Source organism: Aeromicrobium terrae (genome assembly GCF_008039565.1).
Taxonomy (GTDB): domain Bacteria; phylum Actinomycetota; class Actinomycetes; order Propionibacteriales; family Nocardioidaceae; genus Aeromicrobium; species Aeromicrobium terrae.
The window spans coordinates 288,343-306,742 of record NZ_VDUX01000001.1; the positions used below are offsets into that span (position 1 = coordinate 288,343).

17 protein-coding genes are annotated in these 18,400 nt (G+C 70.1%); 14 read left to right on the top strand and 3 right to left on the bottom strand.

From position 1 onward, the window contains the following. Positions 1 to 1,443 carry a flavin-containing monooxygenase gene (locus FHP06_RS01445; RefSeq protein ID WP_222706317.1) on the bottom strand — a complete coding sequence of 481 codons (1,443 nt, stop codon included), beginning with the start codon at positions 1,441 to 1,443 and terminating at the stop codon, positions 1 to 3. A gap of 84 nt (positions 1,444 to 1,527) precedes the next feature. On the opposite strand from FHP06_RS01445, the gene FHP06_RS01450 reads away from it, so the two are divergent. The 5 genes from FHP06_RS01450 to FHP06_RS15835 all read left to right on the top strand — a co-directional run bounded on the left by FHP06_RS01450 (position 1,528) and on the right by FHP06_RS15835 (position 8,624). After that, complete coding sequence (locus FHP06_RS01450) at positions 1,528 to 3,015, top strand: flavin monoamine oxidase family protein (protein WP_147683087.1); 1,488 nt, start codon at positions 1,528 to 1,530, stop codon at positions 3,013 to 3,015. 174 nt (positions 3,016 to 3,189) lie between these two features. After that, positions 3,190 to 5,166, top strand: a complete 1,977-nt coding sequence (thrS, locus tag FHP06_RS01455; RefSeq protein WP_147683089.1) for a threonine--tRNA ligase — start codon at positions 3,190 to 3,192, stop codon at positions 5,164 to 5,166. A gap of 59 nt (positions 5,167 to 5,225) precedes the next feature. Beyond that, positions 5,226 to 6,773, top strand: coding sequence for a glycosyltransferase family 39 protein (locus tag FHP06_RS01460; protein ID WP_147683091.1), 1,548 nt, complete (start codon positions 5,226 to 5,228; stop codon positions 6,771 to 6,773). Further along, a complete protein-coding gene (locus FHP06_RS15830; protein ID WP_187271735.1) occupies positions 6,770 to 8,146 on the top strand; it encodes a glycosyltransferase in 1,377 nt (458 codons plus the stop codon). Before FHP06_RS01460 ends, FHP06_RS15830 begins: the two co-directional genes overlap by 4 nt. Beyond that, complete coding sequence (locus FHP06_RS15835) at positions 8,073 to 8,624, top strand: DedA family protein (protein ID WP_230973364.1); 552 nt, start codon at positions 8,073 to 8,075, stop codon at positions 8,622 to 8,624. Before FHP06_RS15830 ends, FHP06_RS15835 begins: the two co-directional genes overlap by 74 nt. On the opposite strand, the gene FHP06_RS01475 is transcribed toward FHP06_RS15835, so the two are convergent. Beyond that, positions 8,527 to 9,891 (bottom strand): sensor histidine kinase, encoded by a 1,365-nt coding sequence (locus FHP06_RS01475; RefSeq protein WP_147683095.1) that lies wholly within the window; start codon positions 9,889 to 9,891, stop codon positions 8,527 to 8,529. The genes FHP06_RS15835 and FHP06_RS01475 overlap by 98 nt on opposite strands. Before the next feature lie 4 nt (positions 9,892 to 9,895). Further along, positions 9,896 to 10,573, bottom strand: coding sequence for a response regulator transcription factor (locus FHP06_RS01480; RefSeq protein WP_147683097.1), 678 nt, complete (start codon positions 10,571 to 10,573; stop codon positions 9,896 to 9,898). 120 nt (positions 10,574 to 10,693) lie between these two features. Here FHP06_RS01480 and FHP06_RS01485 point away from each other — a divergent pair, with 120 nt between their 5' ends. The 9 genes from FHP06_RS01485 to FHP06_RS01525 all read left to right on the top strand — a co-directional run bounded on the left by FHP06_RS01485 (position 10,694) and on the right by FHP06_RS01525 (position 18,327). Next, on the top strand, positions 10,694 to 11,320 hold the full coding sequence (locus FHP06_RS01485; RefSeq protein ID WP_147683099.1) for a DUF4956 domain-containing protein: 627 nt from the start codon (positions 10,694 to 10,696) through the stop codon (positions 11,318 to 11,320). Then, positions 11,317 to 12,126 carry a VTC domain-containing protein gene (locus tag FHP06_RS01490; protein ID WP_187271736.1) on the top strand — a complete coding sequence of 270 codons (810 nt, stop codon included), beginning with the start codon at positions 11,317 to 11,319 and terminating at the stop codon, positions 12,124 to 12,126. Before FHP06_RS01485 ends, FHP06_RS01490 begins: the two co-directional genes overlap by 4 nt. Next, positions 12,123 to 12,989, top strand: coding sequence for a hypothetical protein (locus FHP06_RS01495; protein ID WP_147683103.1), 867 nt, complete (start codon positions 12,123 to 12,125; stop codon positions 12,987 to 12,989). Before FHP06_RS01490 ends, FHP06_RS01495 begins: the two co-directional genes overlap by 4 nt. Before the next feature lie 27 nt (positions 12,990 to 13,016). Continuing rightward, a complete protein-coding gene (locus FHP06_RS01500) occupies positions 13,017 to 13,580 on the top strand; it encodes an HIT family protein (protein ID WP_147683104.1) in 564 nt (187 codons plus the stop codon). A 3-nt stretch (positions 13,581 to 13,583) separates the two neighbouring features. Beyond that, on the top strand, positions 13,584 to 14,222 hold the full coding sequence (pgsA, locus tag FHP06_RS01505) for a phosphatidylinositol phosphate synthase (protein WP_147683106.1): 639 nt from the start codon (positions 13,584 to 13,586) through the stop codon (positions 14,220 to 14,222). A gap of 67 nt (positions 14,223 to 14,289) precedes the next feature. After that, positions 14,290 to 15,288, top strand: a complete 999-nt coding sequence (locus tag FHP06_RS01510; protein WP_147683107.1) for an AurF N-oxygenase family protein — start codon at positions 14,290 to 14,292, stop codon at positions 15,286 to 15,288. A 3-nt stretch (positions 15,289 to 15,291) separates the two neighbouring features. Next, the gene (locus tag FHP06_RS01515; RefSeq protein WP_147683109.1) at positions 15,292 to 16,713 is read left to right on the top strand and encodes an FAD-dependent oxidoreductase; all 1,422 of its coding nucleotides are present in this window, start codon (positions 15,292 to 15,294) and stop codon (positions 16,711 to 16,713) included. Between the two features lie 9 nt (positions 16,714 to 16,722). Continuing rightward, complete coding sequence (gene pdxS, locus FHP06_RS01520) at positions 16,723 to 17,619, top strand: pyridoxal 5'-phosphate synthase lyase subunit PdxS (RefSeq protein WP_147683111.1); 897 nt, start codon at positions 16,723 to 16,725, stop codon at positions 17,617 to 17,619. Positions 17,620 to 17,766: 147 nt separating this feature from the next. Beyond that, positions 17,767 to 18,327 (top strand): alternate-type signal peptide domain-containing protein, encoded by a 561-nt coding sequence (locus FHP06_RS01525; RefSeq protein ID WP_147683113.1) that lies wholly within the window; start codon positions 17,767 to 17,769, stop codon positions 18,325 to 18,327. The last annotated feature ends 73 nt before the right edge of the window (positions 18,328 to 18,400 follow it).

The following is an 18,400-nucleotide window of genomic DNA, read 5'->3' on the forward strand; positions in this document are numbered from 1 at the left end:
TCAGGCCCAGGCGAACTCGGCCGGCTCGAGCGTGCGGGTGCGCTTGGCGAACGGCAGCGTCGCGCCCGGCCAGTTCGACGTGATGCGACCCGACGGGTGCCGGTACCAGTTCTCGCAGGAGCCCCAGACCGAGTGGTCGAGCTTCTCCTGGATCTCGGCGTCGTAGGCGGACTCCGTCTCCTCGGTGACCTGCACCGAGCGGTACCGGCCGATCTCGAGCCGGTCGACGACCTGCCGCATGTGCCGCGCCTGCGCCTCGAGCATGTAGATGATCGAGCCGCCGCCGAGGTTCGTGTTGGGGCCGTACGTGACGAGCAGGTTCGGGAAGCCGGGCACGTACATGCCGAGGTAGGCGCGGGCGCCGTCGGCCCAGCGGGTGGCCAGCTTCTCGCCGCCCTCGCCGCGGACGTCGATGGAGCTCAGGAAGTCCTGCGAGTCGAACCCGGTGGCGTAGATGACGACGTCGACCTCGTGCTCGCGGCCGGTGGAGTCGATCAGCCGGTCCTCGCGCACCTCCTGCACGCCGTGCGTGACGACCTCGACGTTCGGCCGGGCCAGCGCCGGGTAGAACTCGTCGCTGAAGAGCACGCGCTTGCACCCGATCGGGTAGTCGGGGGTGAGCTTGGCGCGGAGCTCCGGGTCCTCGACCTGCTTGTGCAGGTGGCGCATCGCGATGCGGTGGCCGATCGGGCCCATCCTCGAGCTCTCGTCGAGGCCGCGCGCGAACTGCTCCATGATCGTCCAGATGCCGCCGCGCTCGAGCCGCTGCGTGATCGGCAGGCGGTGGAACAGCGTGGTGTGCAGCTTCGTGTACGGCTGGTCGGGCTTGGGCATCAGGTAGTTGGGGCTGCGCTGGAACAGGACGAGCCGCTCGGCCTGCTCGGCCACGTGCGGCACGAGCTGCACGGCACTCGCCCCGGAGCCGACGACGGCCACGGTCTTGCCGTGCAGGTCGACGTCGTGGTCCCACTGCGCGGTGTGGAACGACGGCCCGGCGAACGAGTCGATGCCCGCCAGCGTGGGGAGTCGCGGCTCCGAGAGCTGGCCGACCGCGCTGACCAGCACGTCGACGGTCTCCGTGGACCCGTCGGCGAACGTGACCGTCCAGGTGGCGGAGTCCTCGTCCCAGGCCGCGGCGGTGACCTCGCGGCCGTACTGGATCAGCGGCGAGACGCCGAAGCGGTCGGCGACGTCGCGGATGTACGCGTGGATCTCCTCCTGGAGCGCGTAGCGGCGCGACCAGTTCGGGTTCGGCGCGTACGAGAACGAGTAGAGGGGGGAGGGGACGTCGCAGCCGGCGCCGGGGTAGGTGTTGTCGCGCCAGACACCGCCGAGGTCGTCCGACCGCTCCCACAGCCGCACGTCGTCGTGGCCGTGCTGCAGCATCTCCACCGCGACGGCGATGGCGCCGAATCCTGAGCCGATGATCCCGATCGAGGTCACGGGGGCCATCCTGACACGGGTCCTCGACGGGTCTTTCGTCACTTCCGGGTAGTTGCGTCGTTGACCTACCGGGATGGAGGACCTATGACTGAATCTCGCTCGCTCTCGCGACGCACCCTGCTCGGTTCCGCTGCCGCCGGCGGTGCGGCTCTCGCCTTCGGGTCGTTGTCGGGGGAGGCCGAGGCGGCCACCACGAGCGGCTCGTTGCCGTCGTCCGTCGACGTGGTCGTGGTGGGTGCCGGCATCTCCGGGCTCGTCGCCGCGCGGAACCTGGTCGCCGAAGGGAAGTCGGTGCTGGTGCTCGAGGCTCGTGACCGCGTGGGCGGCCGCGTCCTCAACCACACGCTGAGCGGCGGTGCAGTCATCGAGTCGGGCGGCGCGTTCGTCGGCCCGACGCAGGACCACGTGCTCGCGCTGGCCAAGGAGCTGGGCGTCGAGACGTTCAAGGAGTACGTCGACGGCAAGAACATCTACGTCCCCGGCCTGCTCGGCCCGATGAAGTACACGGGCACGGTGCCGCCGGACCCGGCGATCCTGCCCGACGCGTTCCTGCTGCAGACCCGCATCGACCAGATGTCGAAGCAGGTGCCCGTCGACGCTCCGTGGACCGCGCCCCGCGCGAAGGAGTGGGACTCGATCACGGTGGACCAGTGGATCCGCCAGGCGTCCGTGGTGCCCAAGGTCCAGGACGTCCTGCTCTCGTACTTCCAGCCGTCGTTCGGCACCGACGCCAAGAACATGTCGCTGCTGTTCTTCCTCTGGTACATCGCCACGGCCGGCAACGAGAAGAACGCCGGCACGTTCGAGCGCTCGTCCGGCACCGCCGGTGCGGCGCAGGACTCCCGGTTCGTCGGCGGCTCCGGCCAGATCCCGCTGCGCATGGCGGCCCAGCTCGGTGACCGGGTGGCGCTCAACGCTCCCGTCCGCCGGATCATCCAGTCCGCCGCCGGCGTCAACGTCGTCACCGACCGCGGCGCCGTCCGCGCCAAGCGCGTCGTCGTCGCCGTGCCGCCGCCGCTCGTGGTCGGCATCGACTTCGCACCGATCCTCCCGCCGCGCCGCCTCCAGCTCATGCAGCGGATGGCGATGGGCACGCTGATGAAGTGCGACGCCGTCTACGCCACGCCGTTCTGGCGGAAGAAGGGTCTGTCCGGCTCGGGCCTCAACACCAAGGGTGCGGTGCGGGTCAGCTTCGACAACTCGCCGCCCGACGCATCCGTCGGCGTGCTGCTCGCCTTCGTCGGCGGCTCCACGTGGGAGACCTACGGCACGATGCCGTTGGCCCAGCGCCGCAAGGCCGTGCTCGAGGGGTTCGCCGCGATCGTCGGCAAGGAGGCGCTGAACCCGATCGAGTACGTCGAGCAGGACTGGACGCACGAGCGCTGGACTATGGGCTCGCCCATCGCGTCGCCGTCGCCCGGCGCCATCACGTCATTCGGCTCCACGATCCGCGAGCCCCACGGCCTCGTCCACTGGGCCGGCACCGAGACGTCGACGTACTGGTCCGGCTTCATGGACGGCGCCGTCCGCGCCGGCGAGCGCGTCGCCACCGAGGTGTCCGCAGCCTTCTAGCGGGCGCCAAGACTGGGATGAGCCACGGACCTTGAGCTTGTCGAAAGGTCGTTTCGACAAGCTCAACGACCGGTGGCCGGGCGTGTATCGAGACCACCAGACGTCGGGCGTTAGGCTCGTGCCGAGCAGCACGCGCCATCCGTAGGGCGCGTCATCGAGAACAGAGGTGGGGCCGTGCCCGAGAACCAGATCAGCGTCGTCGTCGCGGGGGAGCAGCTGACGATCGAGGCGGGCACGAAGGCCTGGCAGCTGTTCAGCGAGACTCCCGACGTCATCGCCGCGCGCATCGGCGGCGAGCTGCGCGACCTCGCTCGTGAGCTCACCGACGGCGACGAGGTCGAGCCGGTCGCCATCGACTCGCCCGACGGCCGCGACATCCTGCGGCACTCCACCGCCCACGTCATGGCGCAGGCGGTCCAGGAGCTGTTCCCGGAGGCCAAGCTCGGCATCGGCCCGCCGATCACCGACGGCTTCTACTACGACTTCGACGTCCCCGAGCCGTTCACGCCGGAGGACCTCGCCGCGATCGAGACCCGCATGCGCAAGATCGTCAAGGAGGGCCAGAAGTTCGACCGTCGCGAGATCAGCGACGACGACGCCCGCGCCGAGCTGTCCGACGAGCCGTACAAGCTCGAGCTCATCGGCCTGAAGTCGTCGGCCGGTGACGCGGCCGAGGGCGCGAGCGTCGAGGTCGGCGCCGGCGGCCTGTCCATCTACGACAACCTCAAGCGCGACGGCTCGCTGGCCTGGAAGGACCTGTGCCGCGGCCCGCACCTGCCCACCACCAAGCGCATCCCGGCGTTCAAGCTGATGCGCAGCGCGGCGGCGTACTGGCGCGGCGACGAGAAGAACAAGCAGCTGCAGCGCATCTACGGCACCGCCTGGGAGACCAAGGAGGCGCTGGACGACTACCTCCACCGCATCGAGGAGGCGCAGCGCCGCGACCACCGACGCCTCGGCCAGGAGCTCGACCTCTACAGCTTCCCGGACGAGCTGGGCTCCGGCCTCGCCGTCTTCCACCCACGGGGCGGGGTGATCAAGCGAGAGATGGAGGACTACGTCCGCCGGCGGCACATCGAGGAGGGCTTCGAGTACGTCGGGACGCCACATATCTCGAAGGAGGGCCTGTTCCACCTGTCCGGCCACCTGCCGTACTACGCCGACGGCATGTTCCCGCCGATGGAGCTCGAGAGCAGCAAGTACTACCTCAAGGCGATGAACTGCCCGATGCACAACCTGATCTTCCGGTCGCGGCAGCGGTCGTACCGGGAGCTGCCGTTGCGGCTGTTCGAGTTCGGCAGCGTCTACCGGTACGAGAAGTCCGGCGTCGTCCACGGTCTCACCCGAGTACGCGGCATGACCCAGGACGACTCGCACTCCTACGTCACCCCGGAGCAGGCACCCGCGGAGATCAAGCACCTGCTGAACTTCTCGCTGAGCCTGTTCCGCGACTTCGGGATCGACGACTTCTACCTCGAGCTGTCGACCCGCGACGACTCCAAGCCGGACAAGTTCGTCGGCTCCGACGAGGAGTGGGCGACCGCCACGAAGGTGCTCAGCGACGTCGCCGAGGACTCCGGTCTGGAGCTCGTGCCCGACCCCGGTGGTGCGGCCTACTACGGCCCGAAGATCTCCGTGCAGGCGCGCGACGCGATCGGCCGCACCTGGCAGATGTCGACGATCCAGTACGACTTCAACCAGCCGAAGGGATTCCAGCTGGAGTACGTCGCCGCTGACGGCTCGCGTCAGCAGCCGGTGATGATCCACTCGGCGAAGTTCGGCACGATCGAGCGTTTCATGGGGCTCCTGGTCGAGCACTACGCCGGCGCGTTCCCGCCCTGGCTCGCGCCGGTGCAGGTGGTCGGCATCCCCGTCGCCGAGCGGCACGTCGACTACCTCTACGAGGTCGCCCGCCGCCTCAAGGCGCGGGGGATCCGCGTCGAGGTCGACGAGTCCGACGAGCGCATGCAGAAGAAGATCCGTACGGCCCAGACGCAGAAGTTGCCGTTCATGGTGATCGCCGGCGACCAGGACGTCGAGGCCGACGCCGTGTCGTTCCGCTACCGCAGCGGCGAGCAGGAGAACGGCGTGCCAATCGAGGATGCTGTGCAGCGCATCGTCGAGGCCGTCGAGTCCCGGGTGCAGGTCTGAGGACGTAAGACCTTCGCAGGTCAGGTCCCGGTCATGTAGCGGTCCAACCATGGCCGCACATGACCACGACACTGCGCAGCCCGACGGTGGTGCCCCGTGACGGGCGCGACGCGCACCGGCGTGTCGTGGTCGTGTCGGCCCTGGCCGCCGCCGGGAGTCGCCTGCCCTTCCTGAGCCGTCCCCCTGGCCCGGACGAGGGTGGGTTCCTCCTGGTCGGCGGCCAGTGGCACGCGGGCAGCGGATCGCTGTACGGCTCGTACTGGGTCGACCGACCACCGTTGCTCATCGCGGTCTACCGCTGGGCGGCTCAGACAGGCGGGCTCGTCTCGCTCCGCCTCGTCGGCTGCCTGGCGGTGGTCCTCGTCGTCGTGCTCTCCGCGTACCTGGCTCGGCGCATCGCCGGGCCGCGAGCCGGGTGCTGGGCGGCAGTGGCAGCCACGGCGTTCCTCGTCTCGCCTCTGTCCGGGTCCCGAGAGGTCAACGGCGAGCTGCTGGCTGCACCCCTCGTCCTGGTCGGCATGTCTGCCGCCCTCACGGCCCTGATGGCCCCGAACCGGACGCGGGTGATCCTGGCCGCCGCCGGGGCCGGCGCCGCTGCCGTGGCGGCACTGCTGGTCAAGCAGAACTTCGCGGACGTTGCGGTCTTCGGCGTCGTCTTGGGGGCGACGATGCTGTGGCGCGGAGAGGTGGATCGTTCCCGGCTCCGCCACGTGGTCCCGGCTGCGACCGCCGGCGGTGGCCTCGTGGCGGTGGTCGTCGGGGGATGGGCCGTCCTGCACGGCACCTCCCTGACGGGGGTGGTCGACGCGATGTACCCGTTCCGCGTCGCGGCGAGCCGCACCATGGCCGAGCACGGTGGCGCCCACGCCGTGATCCGGATGCACCGGCTGTTCGCGGCGTGGGTCTTCACTGGCCTCGGGCTCGTCTCTGCACTCGCGGGATGGGCCTTGGTGACCCGAAGGGTGCGCGACGGCGTCGTCTGGGCCCTGGCCGCGACGATCGCCTTCGAGGGAGTGTCGATCGCGCTCGGCGGGAACTTCTGGCTGCACTATCTCGTCCAGCTCGTCGGACCGGTCTCCGTGGTCACGGGCGTGCTGGTCGCCCGTCGTGTGCGGGGGAGTCGCGAGGTCGTGATCGCTGCTGGCGTGCTCGCCGTCGGCCTGTGGTCGGTCAGCCTGTCGCTCGATCCCGCCGCGAACGGCGCCACCGTCGGCCGGACGGTCGCCGCGTCGTCCCGGGCAGGCGACACGATCGTCACGGCCTATGGCCAGCCGGACGTCGCCGAGACGGCCGGGCTGTCGTCGCCGTACCCGTATCTGTGGAGCCTTCCGGTCAAGACGCTCGACCCACACCTGACCCGCCTCGACGCCGTACTGCGCGGACCGGCGGCCCCGACCTGGCTCGTCGTGTGGAAGAACATCGACAGCTGGGGCCTCGACGCCGCCGAGACGAGGGCGATCCTCGCCGCCGCCTACCACCCGGCCGGCCGCGTGTGCGGCCACGAGGTCTACCTGCGTGACGGGCTCGACCGGCCCGCCTTGGCGGACCCGATCTGCAGCAAGGGCGCCTCGACGATCGGCGGTGCCCTGGAGAGGCACCTCCTATGAGGACGGTCGTCGTCATCCCGACCTACAACGAGCGAGCCACGATCACCGCGATTCTGGACGCGGTGCTCCGTGAGACCGCGGACGCCGACGTGCTCGTCGTCGACGACGACAGCCCGGACGGCACGGGCGCACTCGTCCGCGGCCACCGCGAGCTCGGTCGTCGCGTCCACCTCCTCAGCCGGGTCAGCAAGGACGGCCTCGGCGCCGCGTACCGCGCCGGGTTCGCGTGGGCGCTCGAGCACGACTACGAGGCCATCGTGCAGATGGACGCGGACTTCTCCCACCCGCCTGACCGCATCCCGGCGCTGGTCTCGGCGCTGGATGACGCGGACGTCGTGGTCGGATCGCGGTACGTCCGCGGCGGCGCGACGCGGGACTGGCCGATCACCCGCCGGGCCATCTCCCGCGGTGGGAACCTCTACGTGCGGTGGGTCCTCGGTCTGCCCGTCCGCGACGCCACCGCGGGGTTCAAGGCGTTCCGACGTGATGCCCTCGTGCGCATCGGAGCCGCCGAGTCGGCGTCGAGCGGCTACTGCTTCCAGATCGAGAACACGTGGCACGCTGTCGCGTCGGGACTGCGCGTCACCGAGGTGCCGATCACCTTCACGGACCGGACGCTGGGCGAGTCGAAGATGTCTGCGGCGATCGTCGTCGAGGCACTCGCGCGCGTGCTGGCCTGGCGATGGTCAGAGCTGTGGCAGCGCGCTCCACGGCCGTCCGACGAGCTGCTGACCTTCCTCGCCGTCGGCGCCGCCGGCTACGTCGTCGACGTCGGGGTCTTCAACCTCCTGCGATCGGCCCCGCTCTTCTCGACGGCCGACCCGTCGATCGCCCGCGTCCTGGCCGTGGCTGCGGCCATGGTCGTGACCTACGGCGGCAATCGACGCTTCACGTGGCGCGGGGCCGGAGAGGCGGAGCGACGACTCCAGATCGCGCTGTTTGTCGTCTTCAACGTCGTCGGGCTCGGGTTCTCGGTCGTCAGCCTGACGCTGTCCCACGACGTGCTGGGACTGACCAGCCGCCTCGCGGACAACATCTCGGCCAACGTCGTCGGCCTCGCAATGGGCACCGCCTTCCGGTTCTGGTCGTACCGGCGATTCGTGTTTGCCGCCGATCCCGGCGGTCATGATCCGGTCATCCGGCCTTCCTACGGTCGAGGGCATGGACGCACTCCAGAGCACGCTGCTCGGCCTGCCGGGTCCGTTGGCCTACGCGATCGTCGGACTGCTCGTCTTCGGGGAGGCGGCCCTGTTCTTCGGCTTCGTCCTTCCCGGCGAGACCGCGGTCCTGCTCGGCGGGGTGTTGGCCTCCCTCGGGACCTTGTCGCTGCCCGTGCTCCTGTGCGTCGTGGTCGCGGCAGCGGTGGCCGGTGACACGGTCGGGTACCTCGTCGGCCGGCGCTTCGGACCGAGGCTGCTCGCCATGCCTCTGCTCCGGCGCCACGCCAACCGGCTCGCTGGCGCGCAGGAGCGGCTGCGTGAGCGAGGCGGCTGGGCGGTCTTCTTCGGCCGGTTCACCGCGTTCCTCCGCGCCGTGATGCCCGGCATCGCCGGTTCCAGCCGGATGCCCTGGCGACGCTTCGCGACGTTCAACGCCATGGGTGGCGTCATCTGGGGTGGCGGCATCACGCTGCTCGGGTACGCGTTGGGCGGTTCCTACGCCCGGGCCCTCCCGTGGCTGGGACGCTCCGGGGTCGCCGCACTCACGATCTTCGCCATCGTGGTGCTCGTCGCCTGGCGTCGGCGACGCAAGCTCAGCGACGGGGGAGCAGGAGCAGCACGCGTGTACGAGCCGGATCCGCGAGCCGCTCGATCCGAGCCGTGCCCCCGTGAGCCTGTGCGATCGCCATGACCAGGGGTAGTCCGAGCCCGGACCCGCGTGTGGTGCGGCTGGCGTCGGCGCGGGTGAACCGGTCGAAGGCCCTCGCGTGCAGATCGTCCGGGAAGCCATCGCCCTCGTCGTCGACAGCAAGCAAGACCGCGTCGTCCTCGGCCCGGACCGAGAGCGTCACCGTCCCGGCGCCGTACCGCACGGCGTTCGAGACCAGGTTTCCGAGCGCTGCGTCGATCCACGGCTCGCTCACGTCGGCCTCGACGTGCGAGGCCTCGACGACGACGACGCGGCCCTCGCGCTCGAGCACCGCGCGGTAGCGGTCCGCCGTCGCCCTCAGGACAGGGCCGAGGTCGGTCGACGTCACCGACGCCTGGACGCCGCTCTCCAGCTCCTCGAGGTCGAGCAGTGCGTTGGCGAGCCCGGCCATCCGCTCGGTCTCGGCGGCGACGGCGACGACCACCTCACGCAGGTACTCGGCGTCGCGCTGCTGGTGCAGGGCGAGCTCGACCTCTCCGCTGATCAGGGCCAGAGGCGTGCGGAGCTCGTGCGCGGCGTCGGCAAGGAACTGGTGTTCGCGCTCGTTGGCGCGCTCCAGCCGCTCGATGAGGTCGTTGAGCGTGACCCCGAGCCGGGAGAGCTCGTCGCGACGTTCAGGGTCCACGGGCAGGCGCGTGCCCGGCCGGTCGCCCGCGCCAGCTGCCGCGGCCCGGTAGCGCTCCACGGGATCCAGCGCTCCGCGGGCCGTCCGGTACCCGACGTAGGATGCGGCGATCAGCACGGCCAGGTCGGCCAGCGCGAGCTGGAGCAGGAGCTCCCGCAACGTCTCGTCGCGCGGCCGTCGGCTGATGGCCGCCACGATGACGGCCTGCCCTTCCGGCCGCTCCCATCGCGTCGCCTTCAGCTGGAACGCGTACGAGTCGGGGTGCCAGATCGAGCCTCGGGCCGCGTGAGTCACCCCCTTCTGGCGGGCCTCGCGCTCCATCGCCGGCGTCAGCAGGTGCGCCACCGGCGCACTGGCGCTCCCCGCGACGACGTCGCCGTTCTCGTCGACCACCTGGTACCACTGCCCGGGCGTCAGCGACGGCACCTCCTCGCTCGACTTCACGTCCTGCGTGACGACGTCGTCGTACGCGCGCAGGTCACGGCTGACCTGCCGGTCGAGGCCGTACTTGACCCGCCAGAAGACGAAGCCGGACGTCACGACGAGCACCAGCAGCATCGCGACGGCGACGTTCCGCACGAGCCGACGCTTGATGGTCAGCCGAGAGCGCCGGGTGTGGGCCACCGGGTCAGATCCGTTCCAGGCGCCAGCCGACGCCGCGCAGGGTCGTGATGGTGACGTTCTCGGAGTGCTCGTTGAGCGCCGACCGGAGCCGGTAGATGTGGACGTCGAGGGCGTTGCTGCGGATGTCGGGATCGTCCTGCCAGACCTCGTCGACGATCGACGTTCGGCTCACGACGTGGCCCGCGTTCTCTGCGAGCGGCACGAGGATGTCGAACTCCCGGCGCGACAGGTCGAGCTCGACGTCGCCGATCCACGCGCGCCGGGCGGCGGGGTCGACGGCGAGGTCGCCCAGCACCAGGCGGTCGTCCGCCTCCCCGGCGGCCTCGGTGCGGCGCTGAAACACCCGGAGGCGCGCGGTCAGCTCTTCCAGCGCGAACGGCTTGACCAGGTAGTCGTCGGCGCCGGCCTCGAGGCCGGCGACGCGCTCGCTGACCGACCCGCGGGCCGTCAGCATGAGGATGGGGACCTGGTTGCCCTCCTTGCGGAGGCGGCGGCAGACCTCGATGCCGCCGAGCACCGGGAGCATCAGGTCGAGGACGACGGCGTCGACCCCGTCCTCGCGGGCCGCGGCCAGGCCGTCCTTGCCGTTGCCGTAGCCATGGGCCTCGATGCCGGCCTCCTCGAGGAAGCTCACGATGAGCTCCACCATGCGCTTCTCATCATCGACCACGACGACCCGCATCCTCGAAGTCTAGGAGCGGGCCTCTGCACGAGCATTCACGTTGCCGTCATGTGGTGTTCCTAGCGTCGACAGCGTCATGCGGTATGCGCCGCACGTTCGCTCGAAGGAGTCTCGACCGCCATGGGAAATCTGCTCTCGGTGTCGTCGGCGGAGCTGTTGGCCCGCCTGGGCATCGACACGCTCTCGCTGCTCGTCCTGGTGGGGGTGCTGTACCGACGCCGCCAGTCCGCCCCCGCGATGCCCCTGGTGTTCGCGGCCCTCAACCTGGGCCTGTTCGCCGCCCTGACGTCCATCTCGTCGGGCGACTTCAAGGCGGGCATCGGGTTCGGGCTGTTCGGCCTGCTCTCCCTGGTCCGGCTCCGCAGCGCCGCGTTCACGTTGAAGGACGTCGCCTACACGTTCATCGCCCTGGTGCTGGCCCTGGTGAACGGGCTCGACCAGCGGAACCTCTGGCTCGTGACCTTCCTCAGCGTGCTCGTGCTGGTGGCCGTGTGGGTCACCGACGACTCCCGGGCGCAGCCCGCGACGCGCGTCATGCGGCTCACGCTCGACCATCTCGTCCTCGAGCCTGAGGCGGTGCTCACCGAGCTCAGCGCTCGTCTGCGGGTGCCGATCCTCAGCGCCGTCATCGACGACGTCGACTTCGTCCGGGAGACGACGCGGGTCTCCGTCCGGTACACGCTGCCGGAGTCCGCGTGGCAGTGGACGGCGGCGCCGGCCGAGGTGACGGAAGGCGTTCCGTCGTGACGCTCGACCTGATCGTTGACCGCACCGACGGTCTCGACGCCTTCGACTCCGTGTCGCTCGCCGAGACGGTCGACCGGGCCGACCTGAGCCACCGCGTGGACCGGAAGTACCTGGTGCCGCTGGGTACCGTCCGGGACGCGCTGCCGGAGCTCGCCACGACCCACCGTGTCCTGGAGGTTGCCGGCCGGTTCTCCACGACGTACTCGACCACGTACTTCGACACCCACGACCTCGCGTCGTGCCGGGCCCACATCCAGGGCCGCCGCCGGCGCTGGAAGGTCCGCAGCCGGCTCTACGTCGAGGACGGCCTGTGCCGGGTCGAGGTCAAGACGCGCAGCTCGCGCGGCCGCACGGTGAAGGCCGTGGCGCCGAGCGAGTCCGGACGGCACGGTCACCTCAGCGGCGCCGACCGGGAGTTCGTGGCCCGCACGCTCGAGCCTGACCATCCCGAGCTGGACGTCGACGCGCTCCGACCGACCGCCGAGATCACCTACGAGCGCTCCTGTCTCGTGGACGTCGACGCCGGCCGACGCCTCACCATCGACCACCGGCTGTCGTCGGTGCTCGCTCACGGACGCGCATGGGTCGACGACGGGTTCGCCGTCGTCGAGACCAAGGGCGGCGCCGTGCCGAGCGAGGCGGACCGACTCTTGGTGCGGCTCGGCGCCCGGCCGCGGTCCTTCAGCAAGTACGTCGCCACGGCCTCCTTGCTGTACCCCGACCTCGCCGACAACGACGTGCGTGCTCTGCGGGGCTGGTGCCTGCACTGCGCCCCCCGCGACACCGACCAGGAAGGACGACCATGACCAGCACTCCTCGACGCCGCCCCGCCCGGCGGTACCTCGCCGCCGTCGTCGCGGCTGTCATTGCCGTGGTGGTCGGCGTCGCCGTCTCGGCCACCGCCGGCTCGTCGCCGGCCAACATGTCGGCCACCGACCGCGTGAAGGCGCACCCGCCGCCGCAGCTCTTCTCGGACGCCCAAGTCTTCACGGCGCGGGGATCGGTCGACGCCCAGGCCGCCACCGCCTCCCGGCTGATGAGGTCCTGGTGGAAGGTCCACGGCACCACGGTCGACGACACGGCGTTCCTGGCCTGGGTCGAGACGCAGCTGCCCGCGCCCCCGTCCGCCGCCGTGCGTCGGGACGAGATGCGCGAGGTGAAGGCGCTCGACGCGAGGCGCACCCCGGCGGGCGTCGCGGCCGCGTCGTGGCTTGAGGCGTACGGAAAGAAGGACGTCTGGAAGCTGTACGCCCACGACCAGCGTGAGCTGCTCAGCGCCAAGACCGGGAAAGCGGACAAGGCCGAGCTGAAGCTGATCCTGAAGATGGCCAAGACCGCTGCCGACGCACTCGGCACGAAGGACCAGCAGTCTGCTCCGTACGTCATCGACCCGACGCTCCGCCCGGACCACACGGTGAAGCCGGGTCAGGTCTGCCCGTGCTCGTACCCCTCGCGTCACGCGGCCCGGGCTGCCGGCGCCCGGACGTTCCTCGGGACGCTCAGCCCGCACCGTCTCGCGGACTACCGCTGGATGGAGGGGCAGATCGACTTCTCGCGCCTCTACATGGCCGGCCACGTCCAGAGCGACCTCGACGCGGGCGCCCTGCTGGGCGACATGATCGGCCAGTACGTCCTCGTGACGCGAGGCCACCTGGCCATGCCGTCCTGACGTGGCCCGCCCGGTAGCCTGCGGCGGGTGAGCTCAGCACGTGACGACGACGCCGTCCAGGACGGCGTGGGGGAGCCCGACGCGTTCGAGCGGCTCTGGACGCCGCACCGCATCGTGTACATCAAGGGTGAGAACAAACCCGAGTCGTCCGACGAGGTCGACTGCCCGTTCTGCCGGATCCCGCAGATGGACGACGCCGAGGGGCTGATCGTGCACCGCGGTGAGGTCGCGTACGCGGTGCTCAACCTGTACCCGTACAACGCCGGGCATCTGCTGATCTGCCCGTTCCGGCACGTCGCCGACTACACCGACCTCACCGCGGACGAGACCGCCGAGATCGCCGAGCTCACCAAGCAGGCGATGCGCACCGTCCGGGCCGTCACGAGACCGCACGGCTTCAACCTCGGCATCAACCAGGGCGCGGTGGCCGGCGCCGGCATCGCCGCGCACCTGCACCAGCACGTCGTCCCGCGGTGGGGCGGCGACTCCAACTTCCTGCCCGTCGTCGGGCACACCAAGACCATGCCCCAGCTGTTGGGCGACACGCGCGAGATGCTCGCTGCTGCCTGGCCCGGAGAACCGGAGAATTAGTCCGTGCTCGAGAGATTCCGTCAGTTCTGGACCAACGTCTGGGCCCCGCTGGCCGACCTGCTGCTGCGGCTGGGCGTGAAGCCCGACCACGTCACGATCGTCGGCACCATCGGCGTGAGCGCCGGCGCGCTCTGGTTCTTCCCGCGGGGGGAGTTCTTCGTCGGCGTCCTGGTCATCACGGCGTTCGTGTTCAGCGACATCATGGACGGCTACATGGCCCGCAAGTCCGGCCAGACGTCGTCGTGGGGCGCGTTCCTCGACTCGACGCTCGACCGGGTCGGCGATGCCGCCGTGTTCGGCGGGCTGCTCCTCTACTACACGACCGACGACGCGGAGACGGCGCTCGGCAACGCCGATCTCTACCTCTGCCTGAGCCTCGCCTGCCTCGTGCTGGGCAACCTCACGTCGTACGCCCGGGCCCGCGCGGAGAGCCTCGGCATGACGGCGAAGGGCGGCATCGCGGAGCGCTCGGACCGGCTGGTGTCGATCCTCGTCATGACCGGCTTCAACGGCCTGCTCGACCTCCCGGTCCTCACCGAGATCACCCTGTGGGTGCTGGCCTTCGCGAGCGCGATCACCATCGTCCAGCGCATGCTCATGGTCCACCGCCAGGCGGTCCAGAAGCCGCCGCCACCTGCGTGACCTATGTGACACTCCTGATGTTCCATAATGCTTGACACATACCGTCGGTACGGCGCACGCTTGCTCCATGGAGACCCAGCTGCCCGACATCGAGGCCGGCATCAGCCATGAGCAGTACGCGGAGATCCTGAGCGGTCTTTCGCAGGCGTCCGTCGACCGTCACTTCGACGCGTTCACCGACATCCCGTGGGACGACCCGGACTTCCAGGTCGACCCCACCGACGAGCGATGGGTGCTCCCCTCGGTCGACCCGCTGGGCAGCCACCCCTGGTACCAGGCCCTGCCGCTGGAGCGCCGCATCGAGATCGGTCTGTGGCGCCAGGCCAACATCCTGAAGGTCGGCCTGCAGTTCGAGAACATCCTGATCCGCGGCCTGATGCAGTACGTCTTCAAGTCGCCGAACGGGTCGCCGGAGTACCGGTACCTCACGCACGAGGCCACCGAGGAGTGCCACCACACGCAGATGTTCCAGCAGACCGTGAACCGCATCGGGGCCGACGTCCCGGGCATGCCGCGCTGGCTGCGGGTGGTCTCGCCGATCCTGCCGTGGGCCGCGTCCGCGTTCCCCATCACGTTCTTCATCGGCGTGCTCGCTGGCGAGGAGCCGATCGACCACACGCAGAAGCAGGTGCTCCGCTCCAAGGACGACCTGCCGCCTCTGCTGACCCGGATCATGGAGATCCACGTGGCCGAGGAGGCGCGGCACATCTCGTTCGCGCACGCCTACGTCACGCGCCACGCGCCCAAGCTGGGCCGCGTCGACCGCGCCATCGTCTCGGTGTTGTTCCCGATCATCATGCGGCTGCTCGGCGACGCGATCCTGGTGCCACCGAAGGAGTTCCGGAAGAAGTTCGACATCCCGGAGTCCGTCATCAAGGACCTCTACTGGGAGCGCCCGGAGTCGCGGGTCATGCTGTCCGACCTGTTCGCCGACGTCCGCATGCTCGCGGAGGAGTCCGGCCTGATGACCCGCACGTCGCGCCGGGTGTGGAAGTGGCTGAAGATCGACGGCCGCCCGTCGCGCTACCGCAGTGAGCCGCCGATCGCGTTCGCGGACGCAGCCTGACCCATGCCCCACGTCATCACCCAGGCGTGCTGCGGCGACGCCTCGTGCGTCTTCGCCTGCCCGGTCAACTGCATCCACCCGACGCCGGACGAGCCCGACTTCGGCACGGCGGAGATGCTCTACATCGACGCCGCGACGTGCGTCGATTGCGGTGCGTGCGTCAGCGCGTGCCCGGTGGGGGCGATCGTCCCGCACACGAAGTTGACGCCTGACCAGCTGCCGTTCGTCGAGATCAACGACGTGTTCGGGGAGTCATTCACCTCGTACCCGCCGCAGGCGCCGGTGCCGGCGATCACACCGCTGACCCAGCCGAGCCTGTCGGTGGCGGTCGTCGGGTCCGGGCCAGCCGGCATGTACGCGGCCGACGAGCTGCTGAAGCGGCCCGGCGTGCGCGTCACCGTGATCGATCGGCTCGAGAAGCCGTACGGGCTCGTCCGCTACGGCGTCGCGCCGGACCACCAGTCCACGAAGGACGTGGCGAAGCTGTTCGCGAAGATCGAGCGCGAGCGCGGGTTCTCCTACCGCCTCGGCGTCGAGGTCGGCCGCGACGTGACGCACGCGGAGCTGCTGGAGGAGTTCGACGCCGTCCTCTACGCGAGCGGCGCCTCCACCGACCGCCCGCTCGACCTGCCGGGTGTCGACCTGCCCGGCTGCACGTCGGCGACTGACGTCGTCGGCTGGTACAACGGGCACCCCGATCACGTCGACGACGCCCCGCACCTGTCCGGCGAGCGCGTCGTGGTCGTCGGCGCCGGCAACGTGGCGCTCGACGTCGCCCGCATCCTGGCCACCGACCCCGAGCGGCTCGCCGGCACGAGCATCGCCCCGCACGCCCTCGAGGCGCTGCGTGCGAGCAACGTCCGAGAGGTCGTGCTGCTCGCCCGTCGTGGTGCAGTCGACGCGGCCTTCACGCTGCCCGAGCTGGTCGGCCTGCTGGGCCGGTCCGACATCGAGGTCGTGGCCGAGAACCTCGACCGCCCGGACGGTCCGCTCCACATCACCCGGCAGCGCAAGCTCGACGCCCTGGAGGCGCTCCCGGACCGCGTCGTCGATCTCGGCGCGCGCCGCATCGTCCTGCGCTTCCACACATCGCCGACGGCCGTGCTCGGCGAAGAGCGGGTGGCCGGCATCCGCGTCGAAGGACCTGGCGGCTCCGAAGACCTTGAGGCTGCAGCGGTGCTGCGCGCCATCGGCTACCACGGCGTCGCCCTGCCGGACCTGCCGTTCGACGAGGCCAGGGGAGTGGTCCCCAACGACCGCGGCCGCGTGGGCGACCGCACGTACGTCGTCGGCTGGATCAAGCGCGGTCCGACCGGCTTCATCGGCACGAACAAGACGTGTGCGCAGGAGACGGTGGAGCAGCTGGTCCAGGACGCCAATGCGGGCCTCCTCGCCCGTGGAAAGACGTCGGTCCTCGCCTCGTAGACTGGGGGCATGGAAAACAGCGAGACCACCACCGGCACCTCACGCGTCAAGCGCGGCATGGCCGAGATGCTCAAGGGCGGTGTCATCATGGACGTCGTCGACGCCGAGCAGGCGAAGATCGCCGAGGACGCCGGCGCTGTCGCGGTGATGGCTCTCGAGCGCGTCCCGGCCGACATCCGGGCCCAGGGCGGCGTGGCGCGCATGAGCGACCCCGACCTGATCGACGGCATCATCGAGGCGGTCTCCATCCCGGTCATGGCGAAGGCCCGCATCGGTCACTTCGTCGAGGCGCAGGTCCTGCAGAGCCTCGGCGTCGACTACATCGACGAGTCCGAGGTGCTCACCCCGGCCGACTACGCCAACCACATCGACAAGTGGCAGTTCACCGTGCCGTTCGTGTGCGGCGCCACCAACCTGGGCGAGGCCCTGCGCCGCATCACCGAGGGCGCGGCGATGATCCGCTCCAAGGGCGAGGCCGGCACCGGCGACGTCTCCAACGCCACCACGCACATGCGCCAGATCCGCGCGCAGATCCGTCGCCTCCAGACGATGGCCGACGACGAGCTCTACGTCGCCGCCAAGGAGCTGCAGGCTCCGTACGAGCTGGTCAAGGAGGTCGCCGAGCTCGGCAAGCTGCCTGTCGTGCTGTTCACCGCGGGCGGCATCGCCACCCCGGCCGACGCCGCGATGATGATGCAGCTCGGTGCCGAGGGCGTGTTCGTGGGCTCGGGCATCTTCAAGTCCGGCAACCCGGCCCAGCGTGCGGAGGCCATCGTCAAGGCCACCACGTTCCACGACGACCCCGACGTCATCGCCAAGGTCTCGCGCGGCCTGGGCGAGGCCATGGTCGGCATCAACGTCGACGACGTGCCCGAGCCGCACCGCCTCGCCGACCGCGGCTGGTGACCGAGGGGCTCCTGTGAGCCCCTAGTTCCTTCGGGCCATCTTGCTGGGGAGTTGTTGCATTTGTGAACCCGGCAGGTGGTAGTGCCCTTACGTTGCTGGGACGCGATCGTCATCAGGGGCGAGCGTTAACTCCATAAGGACACTCCCATGAAGAAATCCACCAAGGGCGCGGCCGCGGCCGCGACCGCCGGCATCCTGCTGCTCGGCGGCGCCGGCACTCTGGCCTTCTGGACCGACAGCCTCACCGTGGGCGGCGGAAGCATCAGCTCCGGCCACCTGTCGCTGGACGACACCACCGGTGACGATAACGTGTGCGCCAACGCGCCGTGGATCCTGGACGACGACGAGGATCCCATGGGCGCCGAGTTCAACCCGGCGACCGACAAGATCGTGCCCGGTGACGTGCTCACCAAGACCTGCACGTTCACCGTCAACGCCGTGGGCACCCACCTGCGGGCGACGCTCGGCACTACGGGTGGCCAGGAGGGTGGCGCGACGGACCTGAACGCCGAGGCCTCGGTTGACGCCTCCTTCACGGTCGGCGGCGACAGCGGCGTCACCGAGATCACCGACCAGAACGACAACGAGACGGTCGTGGCGACCATCACGCTGACGTTCCCGTACGGCGTCGAGGACAACGACTCGCAGGACGACACGCTGACCATCAGCGACTACACCGTCACCGCCACCCAGGTCCACAACAGCTGACCTGAGTAGTCCGCCAGCCCCTGAGTCCGGGGCGCGGGAGGAATTCCGCGCCCCGGACGGGGACAGCGAACCA

Coding starts and splice junctions, on each gene's coding strand:
- FHP06_RS01510 (WP_147683107.1), top strand. CDS start 14,290: ATGGAGACCCAGCTGCCCGACATCGAGGCCGGCATCAGCCATGAGCAG.
- FHP06_RS01515 (WP_147683109.1), top strand. CDS start 15,292: ATGCCCCACGTCATCACCCAGGCGTGCTGCGGCGACGCCTCGTGCGTC.
- FHP06_RS15830 (WP_187271735.1), top strand. CDS start 6,770: ATGAGGACGGTCGTCGTCATCCCGACCTACAACGAGCGAGCCACGATC.
- FHP06_RS01480 (WP_147683097.1), bottom strand. CDS start 10,573: ATGCGGGTCGTCGTGGTCGATGATGAGAAGCGCATGGTGGAGCTCATC.
- FHP06_RS01450 (WP_147683087.1), top strand. CDS start 1,528: ATGACTGAATCTCGCTCGCTCTCGCGACGCACCCTGCTCGGTTCCGCT.
- FHP06_RS01525 (WP_147683113.1), top strand. CDS start 17,767: ATGAAGAAATCCACCAAGGGCGCGGCCGCGGCCGCGACCGCCGGCATC.
- FHP06_RS01485 (WP_147683099.1), top strand. CDS start 10,694: ATGGGAAATCTGCTCTCGGTGTCGTCGGCGGAGCTGTTGGCCCGCCTG.
- FHP06_RS01495 (WP_147683103.1), top strand. CDS start 12,123: ATGACCAGCACTCCTCGACGCCGCCCCGCCCGGCGGTACCTCGCCGCC.
- FHP06_RS01460 (WP_147683091.1), top strand. CDS start 5,226: ATGACCACGACACTGCGCAGCCCGACGGTGGTGCCCCGTGACGGGCGC.
- pdxS (WP_147683111.1), top strand. CDS start 16,723: ATGGAAAACAGCGAGACCACCACCGGCACCTCACGCGTCAAGCGCGGC.